Genomic DNA, 12,936 nt, shown 5'->3' on the forward strand with positions numbered 1-12,936 from the left:
CTAATGTTTAAACAGGAGGTACAGGGATGAATATTTATGTACTACTAAAAAGAACGTTTGATACAGAAGAGAGACTTACCGTGTCAAATGGTGGGATAAATGAAGAAGGTGCTGAATTTATCATCAATCCTTATGATGAGTATGCAGTAGAAGAGGCAATTCAATTAAAAGAAGCGCATGGTGGAGAAATTACAGTTGTTACAGTGGGCTCTGAAGAAGCAGAAAAAGAGTTACGTACCGCTTTAGCGATGGGTGCTGATAAAGCTGTATTGATCAATACTGAAGATGATATTGAAAATGGTGACCAATTTACAACAGCGAAAATTTTAGCAGAATACTTAAAAGATAAAGATGCAGATATAATCTTAGGTGGAAACGTTGCAATTGACGGTGGCTCTGGTCAAGTAGGTCCTCGCGTGGCAGAGTTGCTTAATATTCCTTATGTTACGACGATTACGAAGCTGACTATTGAAGGGGAAAAAGCGACGATTGTTCGTGATGTAGAAGGAGATTCAGAAGTAATTGAAACTTCTCTTCCATTATTAGTAACTGCTCAGCAAGGCTTAAATGAACCGCGTTACCCATCTTTACCAGGGATCATGAAGGCGAAGAAAAAACCTTTAGAGGAATTGGAATTAGACGATTTAGATTTAGAGGAAGACGATGTAGAGGCAAAAACAAAAACACTTGAAATTTATTTGCCACCGAAAAAAGAAGCAGGAAGAGTCCTGCAAGGCGACCTAGATCAACAAGTGAAGGAATTAGTAGCTGCATTAAGAAACGAAGCAAAAGTAATCTAACATAAAAATAGATACGTAGATACATGGACAGGAGGAGACAAACATGGCAAGAAAAGTTTTAACTTTAGCAGAAGTACGTGATTCAGCATTACGTAATGTATCCTATGAAGCGATTGCAGCAGGGAAAATCGTAGCAGAGGGTGGAGAAGTTGTTTCCGTACTAGTAGGGGAAAATGTAGGAACGCTAGCTCAAGAACTTATTGCATACGGTGCAGATCGAGTTATTACTGTAGAACACGCTAATTTGAAAACGTATACATCTGATGGATACGCTCAAGCTTTATTGGCTGCTGTAGAAGCAGAACAGCCAGAAGGTTTAATTTTAGGCCACACAGCCTTAGGGAAGGACTTATCTCCTAAGCTTGCAAGTAAATTGAATTCTGGATTAGTTTCAGATGCAACAGAAGTAGAAGAAGTAGGTGGAAATTTAGTTTTCACACGACCAATCTATTCTGGTAAAGCGTTTGAAAAGAAAATCGTAACAGATGGCATAATCTTTGCTACAATTCGTCCGAATAATATTGCCTCTCTGGATAAAGATGATGCGAGAACAGGTGAAGTCTCTTCACTTGATGTAGATGTAAAAGACTTACGTACTATTATTAAAGAAGTTGTACGTAAAGCAACTGATGGAGTAGACCTTTCAGAAGCCAAGGTTGTAATTGCAGGGGGCCGTGGTGTGAAGAGCACTGAAGGCTTCGAACCATTAAAAGAGTTAGCGGATGTATTAGGTGCAGCTGTTGGGGCTTCTCGTGGTGCATGCGACGCAGACTATTGCGATTACTCACTTCAAATCGGTCAAACAGGTAAGGTTATTACACCGGACTTGTATATCGCTTGCGGTATCTCAGGGGCTATTCAACATTTAGCTGGTATGTCCAACTCTAAAGTAATTGTTGCCATTAACAAGGATCCAGAAGCAAACATTTTCAAGGTTGCAGACTATGGAATAGTTGGTGACTTGTTTGAAGTCGTGCCAATGTTAACAGAAGAGTTTAAAAAACTTTTAGTGACGAACTAATTGTACAAAATTCAGGCACCAGCTAAGCGCTTATGATGACGCTTAGCTGGTGCCTTTTTCGAAATTATATCTTTTCGGAATTAGGTAAATTGTATGAATCTAAAACATCTATTACTGTTACTGGTCAGCTAATGATTCGGCGCGATGCAATTACTATGACACCAAATGGAACGTTTGAAGGTATAGTTAAATACATTGCTTTTGAAGGGGAATATAAACAAGGAACCTTAAGGTTAGGTAAACAAGCCATAGCTTGCTTTACAGCAAATCCTGATTTCAAGTTCCGAAGCGATGGAGAAAGTAAGATTTAATATAAGTGGATATTGTTTCCTACCTGATGCTCATGAAGAAGTTAAAGAAATCGCAAATTAATTTTTCAAAATAGGCAAAGCTAGAGTGAAGCATATAATTAGCGTCAGAAAATAGGAAATGCTATACTTAGCTGTAATAAAACTCTGGAAGATTTTCCATCTAACAGAGAATCAATTATCTGAGTTAAAAGGCTTAGGAGGAATTTAAATGGCTATTTCAAATGTAACAGATCAGAATTTCACACAAGAAACAAACGAAGGACTAGTATTAGCAGATTTCTGGGCACCTTGGTGTGGACCTTGTAAAATGATTGCTCCAGTTCTTGAAGAATTAGATCAAGACATGGGCGACAAAGTGAAAATCGTGAAAGTAGATGTAGACGAAAACCAAGAAACAGCAGGGAAATTCGGCGTTATGAGTATCCCAACGTTACTAGTTATTAAAAACGGAGAAGTTGTCGACAAAGCAGTTGGCTACCAACCAAAAGAAGCATTAGCAGAACTACTAAACAAGCACGCATAAGCATACCTAAAAAGCCTAGTGATCATCACTGGGCTTTTTTATGTTGGTTCTGTTAAAGTACAGTGTTAATTTTTAGGTATTTAGCTGTTGATTGGAGCAATAGGCGAAGACTCCTGCGGGAGATAGCGTTTTGTGGAGACCCCGCAGGCATGCCGAGGAGGCTCCACAAGCGCCCTCTGGATAAGCGAAGCCTAGTGCGGAAATCAACAGCGGTGCTTAACAGAGTCTTTATGTTAAAAATGGTACAATCACCATGAGATAGGTATAATAAAAGAGAAGAAATCTTAGGTTGGGGTGAAGGTGAATTGGAAAAATCATTAAAGGAAAAATTAGCGATATTGCCTGACCAACCAGGATGCTATCTGATGAAAGATAGACAAGGGACAATCATCTATGTCGGAAAGGCAAAAGTATTAAAAAATCGTGTCCGATCATATTTTACAGGGAGTCACGATGGAAAAACACTCCGTTTAGTAAATGAAATCGTTGATTTTGAATATATTGTTACCTCGTCTAATATCGAGGCATTAATTCTTGAATTGAATTTAATAAAAAAGCACAATCCTAAATATAATATCATGCTAAAGGATGACAAACGCTACCCCTTCATTAAAATAACAGCAGAACGTCATCCCCGTTTACTTATCACAAGAAAAGTAGCAAAGGATAAAGGGAAGTACTTTGGGCCATATCCAAATGTACAAGCAGCAAATGAAACAAAGAAATTACTAGATCGAATATACCCTTTACGAAAATGTATGACATTGCCTGACCGTGTTTGTTTATATTTCGATTTAGGTCAGTGCTTAGCACCATGTGTAGAGCAAGTCTCTGAAGACACGAACAAAGAGATGGTTGATGGGATAGTTCGATTTCTAAATGGTGGATATAAAGAGGTAAAAGAAGAGTTGTCTGGTAAAATGCATAAGGCTGCAGAAAACCTTGAATTTGAAAGAGCAAAAGAGTTTCGAGATCAGATAATAAATATAGAGACTACGATGGAAAAGCAAAAGATGGAAATGAACGATTTTGTGGATCGTGATGTGTTTGGTTATGCCTTTGATAAAGGTTGGATGTGTGTGCAAGTATTTTTCATCCGTCAAGGGAAACTAATTGAGCGTGATGTATCGTTATTTCCCATCTATAATGAGCCAGAAGAAGATTTTTTGACTTATCTTGGCCAATTTTACTCGAAGCAAAATCATTTTATTCCCAAAGAAATATTGCTGCCAGGAGAAATCGAATTAGAATTGGCACAGCAACTATTGCAAACAAATGTCATGCAGCCACAACGAGGTAAGAAAAAACAACTTGTTGATTTAGCAAAGAAAAATGCAAAAGTTTCTTTAAGTGAGAAGTTCTCTTTAATTGAACGTGATGAAAAAAGGACAATTATAGCGGTGGAGAATCTAGGAGAAATTCTAGGTATTTCTACCCCGATGAGAATTGAAGCGTTTGATAATTCCAATATTCAAGGAACTGACCCCGTTTCTGCAATGGTTGTTTTTATTGATGGAAGACCGGAAAAAAGAGAATATCGAAAGTACAAGACGAAAAGTGTGCAGGGGCCAGATGATTATGAGTCGATGAGGGAAGTAGTAAGAAGGCGGTATGCTAGGGTGTTAAAGGAATCCTTACCGTTGCCGGATTTAATTATCATTGATGGTGCGAAAGGACATATGTCAGCAGTTCGAGATGTCTTAGAAAACGAATTGAACCTTTTTATTCCAATCGTAGGTCTTGCAAAGGATGATAAGCATAGAACGAGCAATCTGTTAGCAGGTAGCGAAGCGGCAATTGTACCACTCGAGCGTACTAGTCAGGAGTTTTATTTATTGCAACGTATTCAAGATGAGGTTCATCGATTCGCGATCACCTTCCATCGCCAACTTCGTAGTAAAAATGTGTTTCAATCAATTCTAGATGATATCCCAGGAGTAGGAGCCACTAGGAAAAAAGCACTTCTTAAACATTTCGGTTCTGTTGTGAAACTAAAGGAAGCGACTGTAGAAGAAATGCAACAGGCAAAAATTCCTCGAGCAATTGCTGAAGAAATATTTAAAAAATTACATGAATAGGTGTTGTAAGTAGACTTATAGTTTGATATAATCACTATTAATTTCATAATGTGCCACTTCAAATTAATGAAGTGTTGATAGAGGTGCGAACTTCAAAAGTATGTAATCCGAGAAGAAAGAGCTTCCGAGAAGATTACGGAAAGGGGAGGATCGCCGAAGTAAAAAAAAGTCTCTTTTTCTTTTTTTTACTGGTTCTGCGTTTAAGAAATGTAGGACTGTCAGGTAGTATTTGTGCTGCCTGGAGAGCTATCTCACGCGTGAACGGTTATCTGTTTTTTTCCAATCACAGCAATGAGACAAAGCTCATTGCTGTTTTTTTTATACCTTCATACAGGAATAGCGATACTAAATTATGTTATTTATGTAACACGAGGTGCTAGGCTGAGCTTTCTATCTTAACATTATGATGAAATAAACAGAAAAGGAATTGGTGGTCATGTCAACGATTGTTGTTCAAAAATTTGGAGGAACTTCCGTAGGGTCAGTTGAGAGAATTCAGCATGTTGCGAAAAGAGTCATCAGTGAAGCGGAAAAAGGGCACAAAGTAGTAGTAGTGGTATCTGCAATGGGAAAAACGACAGACCAGCTTTTAACATTGGCAAATGCAATTAATCCTCATCCAAGTAAACGAGATATGGATATGCTTCTAACAACAGGTGAACAAATCACGATTTCCTTATTAGCAATGGCCTTACAAGTACAAGGGCATGAGGCAGTTTCGCTAACAGGTTGGCAGGCTGGGATTAGAACGGAGCCTGTACATGGCAACGCAAGAATCACTCATATTGAAACAGATTTATTAGCAAGCCATCTTGCGGCTGGAAAAATTGTTATTGTTGCAGGTTTCCAAGGAATCACGGAAAAAAATGAGATTACAACACTTGGCCGTGGTGGTTCTGATACAACAGCAGTTGCATTGGCAGCAGCATTAAATGCAAAAAAATGTGATATCTATACAGATGTAACGGGAGTGTTTACGACAGATCCTCGTTTTGTTAAGGATGCTAGAAAATTAGCGTCAGTTTCTTATGATGAAATGTTAGAATTGGCCAATCTAGGTGCTGGTGTCCTGCATCCGCGAGCGGTAGAGTTTGCAAAAAATTATGGCGTATCACTTGTGGTGCGTTCAAGTATGGAAGAGGAAGACGGTACGATTATTGAGGAGGAAGTTTCCATGGAAAAAAACTTAGTAGTAAGAGGCATAGCATTTGAGGATCAAGTTACACGTATTACCGTTTGTGAATTACCAAATGAGCTACATACTTTATCAACCATTTTTACAACTTTAGCTCAGCATAGTTTAAATGTAGATATCATTATTCAAACAAGCTTAAACAAGGATACAACTAACATTTCCTTCTCTGTTAAAACGAAGGATGTTCAAGAAACTATCAATGTGCTAGAAGCGCATAAGGAGCGTCTTGGCTATACAAAAATTGATCAAGAAAGCAACTTAGCAAAGGTTTCTATTGTGGGATCAGGTATGATTTCTAATCCAGGTGTTGCAGCTGAAATGTTCCAAGTTTTAGCGACTGAAGGTATTCATGTGAAGATGGTTAGTACTTCTGAGATTAAGGTTTCTACGGTTGTGGATGTTAATGTGATGGTGAAGGCTGTTGAAGCGTTGCATGTTGCGTTTAAACTTGGGGAAGAGGCAGTGGAGAAAGTGTTGAGTTAAATAGCAGTTAGTTGGAGTGCCCTTTATGAAGTGAGGGTGCTTTTTTTGATTTTTAGAGGAGGGAGATAGAAAAAAGCGCATCGTAATTTTGGGTACGATGCGCTGGGTAGTTTCTGTTTATTTGTCCCATTGGACGGTGATGTAGATTACTTGGCGTTTTTTTTGTTCCTCGATGGCTTCAGCGGTTTTGCCTTTTTGGCGTTGGGTTTGCTCGGCAAGGAAACCTGCTTCTAGTTGAAAGGATGCGTCTTTGTTAAGTTCAAGACGTCGCTTTACCATTTCGCCACAAAGTTGGTATTTTATTTCGTTCTTTTTTTGTTCGATAATCTCGAGATCGCCCCATCCAGCTTCTTTGAAAAACTGGGAGATTTGTTCTTGGGTATCGATGGTGAATTTTCTGGCTAATTGTTTTCCGGACCAGTAGATAATTTGTGTGTGATCTTTTCCTAATAGGTCTGGAAGTAGCATGTCGCGAATTAATTCATACCCAAATACTGGGACTTGTAAGGTTGTGTCATTAGCTTCTTGTTGGTTGTTCGCTTCAGTCAATTTACTTCCCCTCTTTCTATTACCCTCATTATATAATAAAGGTGATACATAAATAAATGAAGCAGAAGAAGTAATTTATTCTAGGAAAGTATTTTCTTATTTTTCTGACTTATTTTAACTCTGTTGACTTTTTCTAAAATTACAATTTTTGTACGCGTTTTCTTGACGCTTGCTATATGGGAGAGTAAAATAAACTTGTCACATATTTGTCGATATATCTGTAAAGGCTTTCATTTTATTGGAAGTTTAAAAAAAGGATGCGGGAGTTCGAGTGATTTTTTACTATAATAGATAGTGAAAGAGAGAACTTGTAAACATCTAATCTATTTTTTACTTGAAAAAGGGGGTTAAGTAATGGCAACAGAACGTGAATTTTTACTTCGAAGACTCCACTCTCTTCTAGGGGTCATACCAGTTGGTCTCTTCTTAATTCAGCATTTGGTTGTAAACCATTTTGCAACAAAGAGTCCAGAGGCGTTTAACACGGCGGCACACTTTATGGAGAATTTGCCGTTTCGCTATGTTTTAGAAATTTTTGTGATTTTCCTTCCAATCATATTCCACGCTATCTATGGCTTATATATTGCTTTTACAGCAAGAAACAATGTAAGCAATTATGGATTTGTGCGTAACTGGATGTTTATGCTCCAGCGTTTCACTGGAATTATTACATTAATTTTTATCGTATGGCATGTATGGGAAACGAGAATCGCAGCTGCTATGGGAGCGGATGTAAACTATGATATGATGGCAAGCATTCTTTCTAGCCCTGCTATGTTCTGGTTCTACATTGTTGGTGTAATTGCAACTATCTTCCACTTTGCAAATGGACTGTGGTCTTTCTGTGTAAGCTGGGGAATTACTGTAACTCCTCGTTCTCAACAAATTGCTACCTACGTGACACTAGGTATTTTCATTGCCTTATCAGTAGTAGGAGTTCGTGCAATCCTAGCATTCGTATAATTAGCAACTAGCAACTATTAAGGAGTGAGTTACCATTGAGTAAAAAAATTATCGTGGTCGGCGGTGGATTAGCGGGCTTAATGGCTACCATTAAGATTGCAGAAGCCGGTGTTCCAGTAGATTTATTTTCATTAGTACCAGTTAAACGTTCTCACTCAGTTTGTGCTCAAGGTGGAATTAACGGAGCGGTAAACACAAAGGGAGAAGGAGATTCTCCATGGGAACATTTTGATGATTCCGTATACGGTGGAGATTTCTTAGCAAATCAACCACCTGTTAAGGCAATGTGTGATGCAGCACCTGGAATTATCCATTTACTAGACCGTATGGGAGTTATGTTTAATCGTACACCTGAAGGATTACTAGATTTCCGTCGCTTTGGTGGAACGCAGCATCACCGTACAGCTTTTGCTGGAGCAACAACTGGGCAGCAATTACTGTATGCGCTAGATGAGCAAGTTCGTCGCCATGAAGTATCTGGTCTTGTAACAAAGTATGAAGGATGGGAATTCTTAGGTTCTGTAATTGATGATGAAGGCGTATGTCGTGGAGTAGTTGCGCAAAACTTAACATCTATGGAGATAGTTTCTTTCCCAGCAGACGCGGTTATTATGGCCACTGGTGGACCTGGAATCATTTTCGGGAAATCAACAAACTCTGTTATCAATACTGGTTCAGCAGCATCCATTGTTTATCAACAAGGGGCATATTACGCAAATGGGGAATTTATTCAAATCCATCCAACTGCAATCCCTGGAGATGACAAACTTCGTCTAATGAGTGAATCTGCTCGTGGAGAAGGTGGACGAGTTTGGACATATAAAGATGGAAAGCCTTGGTACTTCTTAGAGGAAAAATACCCTGCCTATGGTAACCTTGTTCCTCGTGATATTGCAACGCGTGAGATCTTCGACGTGTGTGTAAATCAAAAATTAGGAATTAACGGCGAAAACATGGTGTATCTGGATCTTTCTCATAAGGATCCAAAAGAACTAGATATTAAACTTGGTGGAATTATTGAAATCTATGAAAAATTCATGGGTGATGACCCACGTAAAGTTCCAATGAAAATCTTCCCAGCAGTTCACTACTCAATGGGTGGTATTTGGGTTGATTATGATCAAATGACGAATATTCCTGGTCTTTTTGCTGCAGGAGAATGTGATTACTCACAGCATGGTGCTAATCGCTTAGGAGCAAACTCACTTCTATCTGCTATATACGGTGGTATGGTGGCAGGACCAAAAGCAGTTGAATATATGAATGGCCTTGAAAAATCTACGGATTCTCTACCAAGTTCTCTTTTCGAACGCTATGTGAAAGAAGAGGAAGAAAAATGGAATCGTATTATGACAATGAATGGTACTGAAAATGCGTATGTTCTTCATAAAGAGCTAGGTGAATGGATGACAGATAACGTAACAGTTGTACGTTATAATGATAAGCTTCTAAAAACGGATGAGAAAATCCAGGAACTTTTAGAACGTTTTGACAATATCAATATCCATGATACGGCAAAATGGAGTAATCAAGGAGCGGCATTTACACGCCAACTTTTCCATATGCTTCAACTAGCTCGTGTTGTAACGATCGGTGCTTATAACCGTAATGAAAGTCGTGGAGCGCATTACAAGCCAGATTTCCCTGAGCGTAATGATGAGGAATTCTTAAAAACAACAATGGCGAAATTTACTGGTCCGAAATCTGCACCAGCATTCCATTTTGAAGAGGTAGATGTTAGCTTAATCCCACCTCGTAAGCGTGATTACTCTAAGAAAAAAGGGGGTAAAGAATGATGGCTGAACAAACAAAAACTGTAACGTTTAAAGTGAAGCGTCAAGATGGTCCTGATGGATCCCCTTATTTTGAGACATTTGAATTACCTTACAGACCGAATATGAACGTAATTTCTGCTTTAATGGAAGTACGTCGTAACCCTGTTAATCAGGATGGAAAAGCAACAACTCCTGTAAACTGGGATATGAACTGTTTAGAGGAAGTATGTGGAGCTTGTTCGATGGTTATTAACGGCAAGCCACGTCAATCCTGTACAGCACTGGTTGATCAGCTGGAGCATCCAATCGTGCTTGAGCCAATGAGCACATTCCCTGTTGTTCGTGACCTACAAGTTGACAGAAGTCGTATGTTTGATTCCTTGAAAAAAGTAAAGGCTTGGATCCCAATCGATGGAACATATGATTTAGGGCCTGGGCCACGTATGCCGGAGAAAAAGCGTCAATGGGCTTATGAACTTTCTAAATGTATGACATGTGGAGTTTGCTTAGAAGCATGTCCAAACGTTAATAGTAAATCTGAGTTTATTGGACCTGCCCCACTTTCTCAAGTGCGTTTATTTAATGCGCATCCAACCGGAGAAATGAATAAGGCAGATCGTCTAGAAGCGATTATGGGTGATGGCGGACTTGCAAACTGTGGTAACTCACAAAACTGTGTCCAATCTTGTCCAAAAGGTATTCCTTTAACCACTTCTATTGCGGCGCTTAACCGTGATACAACCATTCAGATGTTCCGTAACTTCTTCGGAAGCGACGAAGCTTAATACACAATTATAAAACAGAACGCCTCTTATTTTATATAGGGGCGTTTTTTTACAAATAGGGGGAGAATTTAATGAAAAAAACTGCTTATATTAAAGATACCCAAAATTGGATGAATGAGTTCTCATTCAGTCATGAAGTTAGTGTGCGTTTTTCAGAGACGGATATGTTTGGACATATGAATAATACGGTACCTTTTATTTATTTTGAAGAAGCGCGTATCGAGTTTTTTAAAGCACTAGGGTTTATGCAGAATTGGACAGTTGCTTCTAGTGATACAATTCCAGTTGTTGCGGATCTCCAATGCGATTTTTTAAAGCAAGTGTATTTTGGCGAAAAACTGCGAATATATGTGAAAGCAAACGAACTTGGTACATCTTCAGTTGATTTGCATTATATGGGAAAGAGAGAAAATGGGGACCTTTGTTTTGTGGGGAGAGGACGAATGGTACAACTCAATAAACATTCTGGAAAAGGGGAGGCGTGGAGTGACGAACAGAGAAATCTATTTTTTTCTCCAGTTTCTATAAAAAAATAACGCCTTTTTTATATTTCATTAGAAATCTGTACAATTTTATGTAACTTCAACCTACCTCGTAACATATTATACCATGACTAAATATACACCCATCCGCTAGTTCAGCTCTGGCTAAGGCAAGGAGGGTTACAATTATTGAAGGAGAAAGAGTTTCAACCAAAGCCATTGCTTACCAAAAGAGAAAGAGAAGTATTTGAGCTGTTAGTTCAAGATAAAACCACAAAAGAGATTGCTGGTGAGTTATTTATCAGTGAAAAAACAGTTCGGAACCACATTTCAAATGCTATGCAAAAGCTGGGAGTTAAGGGGCGTTCCCAAGCAGTTGTCGAGCTTCTTCGCATGGGAGAGTTAGAGCTTTAATAAATCTGCCGGCTATCTGATAACTATTCGTTATAAAAGATAGTCGGTTATTTAATTTGAAGATTCACCCAAATCCAAGTATTTCGATGGGGTCAAATATGATTTATATTTGTACATCTTGCATTTTAGAGAAAAACGTAAGAGAATAGTATAGTGAAGAGTAATTTCGTAACACTAATAACTTCAAAAGTGTATGCAGAATATAGATAAAAAGACATAATACGAGAAAGAGGAAAGAGGGTCGAGAATGACTAAGCAAAATGAGTTAGTAACACACGATCAATTAGTAGCGGATATTGAGAAATCCCTTAGATACATAGCGACTTTAGTGAAACAAAAAGGACGCGAAATCTTAAGTAATTATACAATTACACCTCCACAATTTGTTGCGCTGCAATGGTTGTTAGAGGGTGGAGATATGACGATTGGTGAGTTGTCGACCAAAATGTACTTAGCTTGCAGTACAACAACAGACCTTGTAGATCGCATGGAGAAGAATGAACTCGTGCAACGTGTCAAGGATCCTAACGATCGCCGAGTAGTACGCATACATCTTCTTGAAGAAGGTGAGCGTATTATTGAAGAAGTAGTACAAAAGCGCCAAGAGTATTTACAAAACATTCTAAAGAACTATTCACAAGATGAAATTTTCATGTTAGAAAAGTGTTTAGCACGTTTACATCTAGAAATGAAAGAATGAGGGATTTAGTTGCAAAGACCAATTGGAGTTATTGATTCGGGTGTGGGAGGTTTAACCGTTGCAAAGGAAATAATGCGACAGCTTCCGAAAGAAAGAATTATTTACTTAGGTGATACTGCACGTTGTCCTTATGGGCCAAGACAGGCTGATGAGGTGCGCCAGTTTACATGGGAGATGACTAGATATTTATTAAGTCATAACATTAAAATGCTTGTAATAGCGTGTAATACAGCCACTGCGGTTGTATTAGAGGAGATTAGGGAGCAATTAGATATCCCGGTAATTGGAGTAGTAGATCCTGGTGCCCGAACAGCTTTAAAAGTTACATCTAATAAGCATGTTGGTGTTATTGGAACAGTAGGGACGATAAATAGTGGTGCATATGAAAATGCACTTAAATCGATTAACAACGAGGTAACGGTAGATAGCTTGGCATGTCCTAATTTTGTTCCTTTAGTAGAAAGTGGCGAGTTTGACGGAGTTTCTGCGCTTGAAATTGTACAGGAGACGTTAATGCCCTTCCAAGGAGTTGAAATGGATACGTTAATTCTTGGCTGTACGCACTATCCGCTTCTCCGTCCTGTTATTCAAAAAGTGATGGGTCCGAACGTTCAATTAATTTGTTCAGGAGATGAAACTGCTCGAGAAGTGAGTACGATTTTGAATTTTAAAAAGCTTCTTAATAAAAAGGCTTCCAAACAGCCTCACTTGTTTTATACAACTGGTTCGAAAGAGCTTTTCGAAAAAATAGCATCAAAACTATTTGAGCAACAGGTGAATAATGTGCAAACTATCACATTAGAGCCGGTTTCCATCTAATGATTGAACAGGTACTGCAGTATACACTAAAAGACTCG

The 12,936-nt window shown here is 38.6% G+C and carries 14 protein-coding genes and 1 riboswitch; of the genes, 13 read left to right on the forward strand and 1 reads right to left on the reverse strand.

Translation table 11 applies throughout. The features are described 5' to 3' along the window. The first annotated feature begins 26 nt into the window (after nt 1-26). The 6 genes from BK580_RS06115 (at nt 27) to BK580_RS06140 (ending at nt 6,411) form a co-directional block, all read left to right on the forward strand. Complete coding sequence (locus tag BK580_RS06115; protein WP_078379476.1) at nt 27-800, forward strand: electron transfer flavoprotein subunit beta/FixA family protein; 774 nt, start codon at nt 27-29, stop codon at nt 798-800. Between the two features lie 43 nt (nt 801-843). Further along, complete coding sequence (locus tag BK580_RS06120; protein ID WP_078379477.1) at nt 844-1,821, forward strand: electron transfer flavoprotein subunit alpha/FixB family protein; 978 nt, start codon at nt 844-846, stop codon at nt 1,819-1,821. Between the two features lie 89 nt (nt 1,822-1,910). Beyond that, entirely contained in the window at nt 1,911-2,132 is a 222-nt protein-coding gene (locus BK580_RS06125) for a hypothetical protein (protein ID WP_078379478.1), read from the forward strand. Between the two features lie 208 nt (nt 2,133-2,340). After that, a complete protein-coding gene (trxA, locus tag BK580_RS06130; RefSeq protein WP_078379479.1) occupies nt 2,341-2,655 on the forward strand; it encodes a thioredoxin in 315 nt (104 codons plus the stop codon). A gap of 305 nt (nt 2,656-2,960) precedes the next feature. Beyond that, nucleotides 2,961-4,733 (forward strand): excinuclease ABC subunit UvrC, encoded by a 1,773-nt coding sequence (gene uvrC, locus BK580_RS06135; RefSeq protein ID WP_078379480.1) that lies wholly within the window; start codon nt 2,961-2,963, stop codon nt 4,731-4,733. 70 nt (nt 4,734-4,803) lie between these two features. Next, a riboswitch (Lysine riboswitch) is annotated at nt 4,804-4,990 on the forward strand. A 179-nt stretch (nt 4,991-5,169) separates the two neighbouring features. Next, complete coding sequence (locus BK580_RS06140) at nt 5,170-6,411, forward strand: aspartate kinase (RefSeq protein WP_078379481.1); 1,242 nt, start codon at nt 5,170-5,172, stop codon at nt 6,409-6,411. A gap of 117 nt (nt 6,412-6,528) precedes the next feature. Here BK580_RS06140 and BK580_RS06145 read toward each other — a convergent pair whose 3' ends face one another. Continuing rightward, nucleotides 6,529-6,960, reverse strand: a complete 432-nt coding sequence (locus tag BK580_RS06145) for a YslB family protein (protein WP_078379482.1) — start codon at nt 6,958-6,960, stop codon at nt 6,529-6,531. Nucleotides 6,961-7,314: 354 nt separating this feature from the next. Here BK580_RS06145 and BK580_RS06150 point away from each other — a divergent pair, with 354 nt between their 5' ends. The 7 genes from BK580_RS06150 (at nt 7,315) to racE (ending at nt 12,898) form a co-directional block, all read left to right on the forward strand. Then, nucleotides 7,315-7,923, forward strand: a complete 609-nt coding sequence (locus tag BK580_RS06150) for a succinate dehydrogenase cytochrome b558 subunit (RefSeq protein WP_078379483.1) — start codon at nt 7,315-7,317, stop codon at nt 7,921-7,923. 35 nt (nt 7,924-7,958) lie between these two features. Further along, nucleotides 7,959-9,719, forward strand: coding sequence for a succinate dehydrogenase flavoprotein subunit (gene sdhA / locus BK580_RS06155; protein WP_078379484.1), 1,761 nt, complete (start codon nt 7,959-7,961; stop codon nt 9,717-9,719). Next, nucleotides 9,716-10,483, forward strand: a complete 768-nt coding sequence (sdhB, locus tag BK580_RS06160) for a succinate dehydrogenase iron-sulfur subunit (protein ID WP_078379485.1) — start codon at nt 9,716-9,718, stop codon at nt 10,481-10,483. The genes sdhA and sdhB overlap by 4 nt, the downstream gene beginning before the upstream one ends. Nucleotides 10,484-10,554: 71 nt before the next feature. Next, nucleotides 10,555-11,019: an acyl-CoA thioesterase gene (locus tag BK580_RS06165; RefSeq protein WP_078379486.1), complete on the forward strand. Its 465-nt coding sequence runs from the start codon at nt 10,555-10,557 to the stop codon at nt 11,017-11,019. A gap of 135 nt (nt 11,020-11,154) precedes the next feature. Beyond that, the gene (gene gerE / locus BK580_RS06170) at nt 11,155-11,379 is read left to right on the forward strand and encodes a spore germination transcription factor GerE (protein ID WP_047972062.1); all 225 of its coding nucleotides are present in this window, start codon (nt 11,155-11,157) and stop codon (nt 11,377-11,379) included. Between the two features lie 247 nt (nt 11,380-11,626). Continuing rightward, nucleotides 11,627-12,079 carry a MarR family winged helix-turn-helix transcriptional regulator gene (locus BK580_RS06175; protein ID WP_078379487.1) on the forward strand — a complete coding sequence of 151 codons (453 nt, stop codon included), beginning with the start codon at nt 11,627-11,629 and terminating at the stop codon, nt 12,077-12,079. A gap of 9 nt (nt 12,080-12,088) precedes the next feature. Then, the gene (gene racE / locus BK580_RS06180) at nt 12,089-12,898 is read left to right on the forward strand and encodes a glutamate racemase (RefSeq protein WP_078379488.1); all 810 of its coding nucleotides are present in this window, start codon (nt 12,089-12,091) and stop codon (nt 12,896-12,898) included. The last annotated feature ends 38 nt before the right edge of the window (nt 12,899-12,936 follow it).

It is taken from the genome of Sutcliffiella halmapala (assembly GCF_002019665.1).
In the GTDB taxonomy this organism is placed as follows: Bacteria; Bacillota; Bacilli; order Bacillales; family Bacillaceae_I; genus Sutcliffiella_A; species Sutcliffiella_A halmapala.

What these genes read in the sequence shown, in the direction of transcription:
- BK580_RS06115 (WP_078379476.1), top strand. Translation starts at nt 27, where the DNA reads ATGAATATTTATGTACTACTAAAAAGAACGTTTGATACAGAAGAGAGA.
- BK580_RS06120 (WP_078379477.1), top strand. Translation starts at nt 844, where the DNA reads ATGGCAAGAAAAGTTTTAACTTTAGCAGAAGTACGTGATTCAGCATTA.
- trxA (WP_078379479.1), top strand. Translation starts at nt 2,341, where the DNA reads ATGGCTATTTCAAATGTAACAGATCAGAATTTCACACAAGAAACAAAC.
- BK580_RS06140 (WP_078379481.1), top strand. Translation starts at nt 5,170, where the DNA reads ATGTCAACGATTGTTGTTCAAAAATTTGGAGGAACTTCCGTAGGGTCA.
- BK580_RS06150 (WP_078379483.1), top strand. Translation starts at nt 7,315, where the DNA reads ATGGCAACAGAACGTGAATTTTTACTTCGAAGACTCCACTCTCTTCTA.
- sdhB (WP_078379485.1), top strand. Translation starts at nt 9,716, where the DNA reads ATGATGGCTGAACAAACAAAAACTGTAACGTTTAAAGTGAAGCGTCAA.
- BK580_RS06165 (WP_078379486.1), top strand. Translation starts at nt 10,555, where the DNA reads ATGAAAAAAACTGCTTATATTAAAGATACCCAAAATTGGATGAATGAG.
- BK580_RS06175 (WP_078379487.1), top strand. Translation starts at nt 11,627, where the DNA reads ATGACTAAGCAAAATGAGTTAGTAACACACGATCAATTAGTAGCGGAT.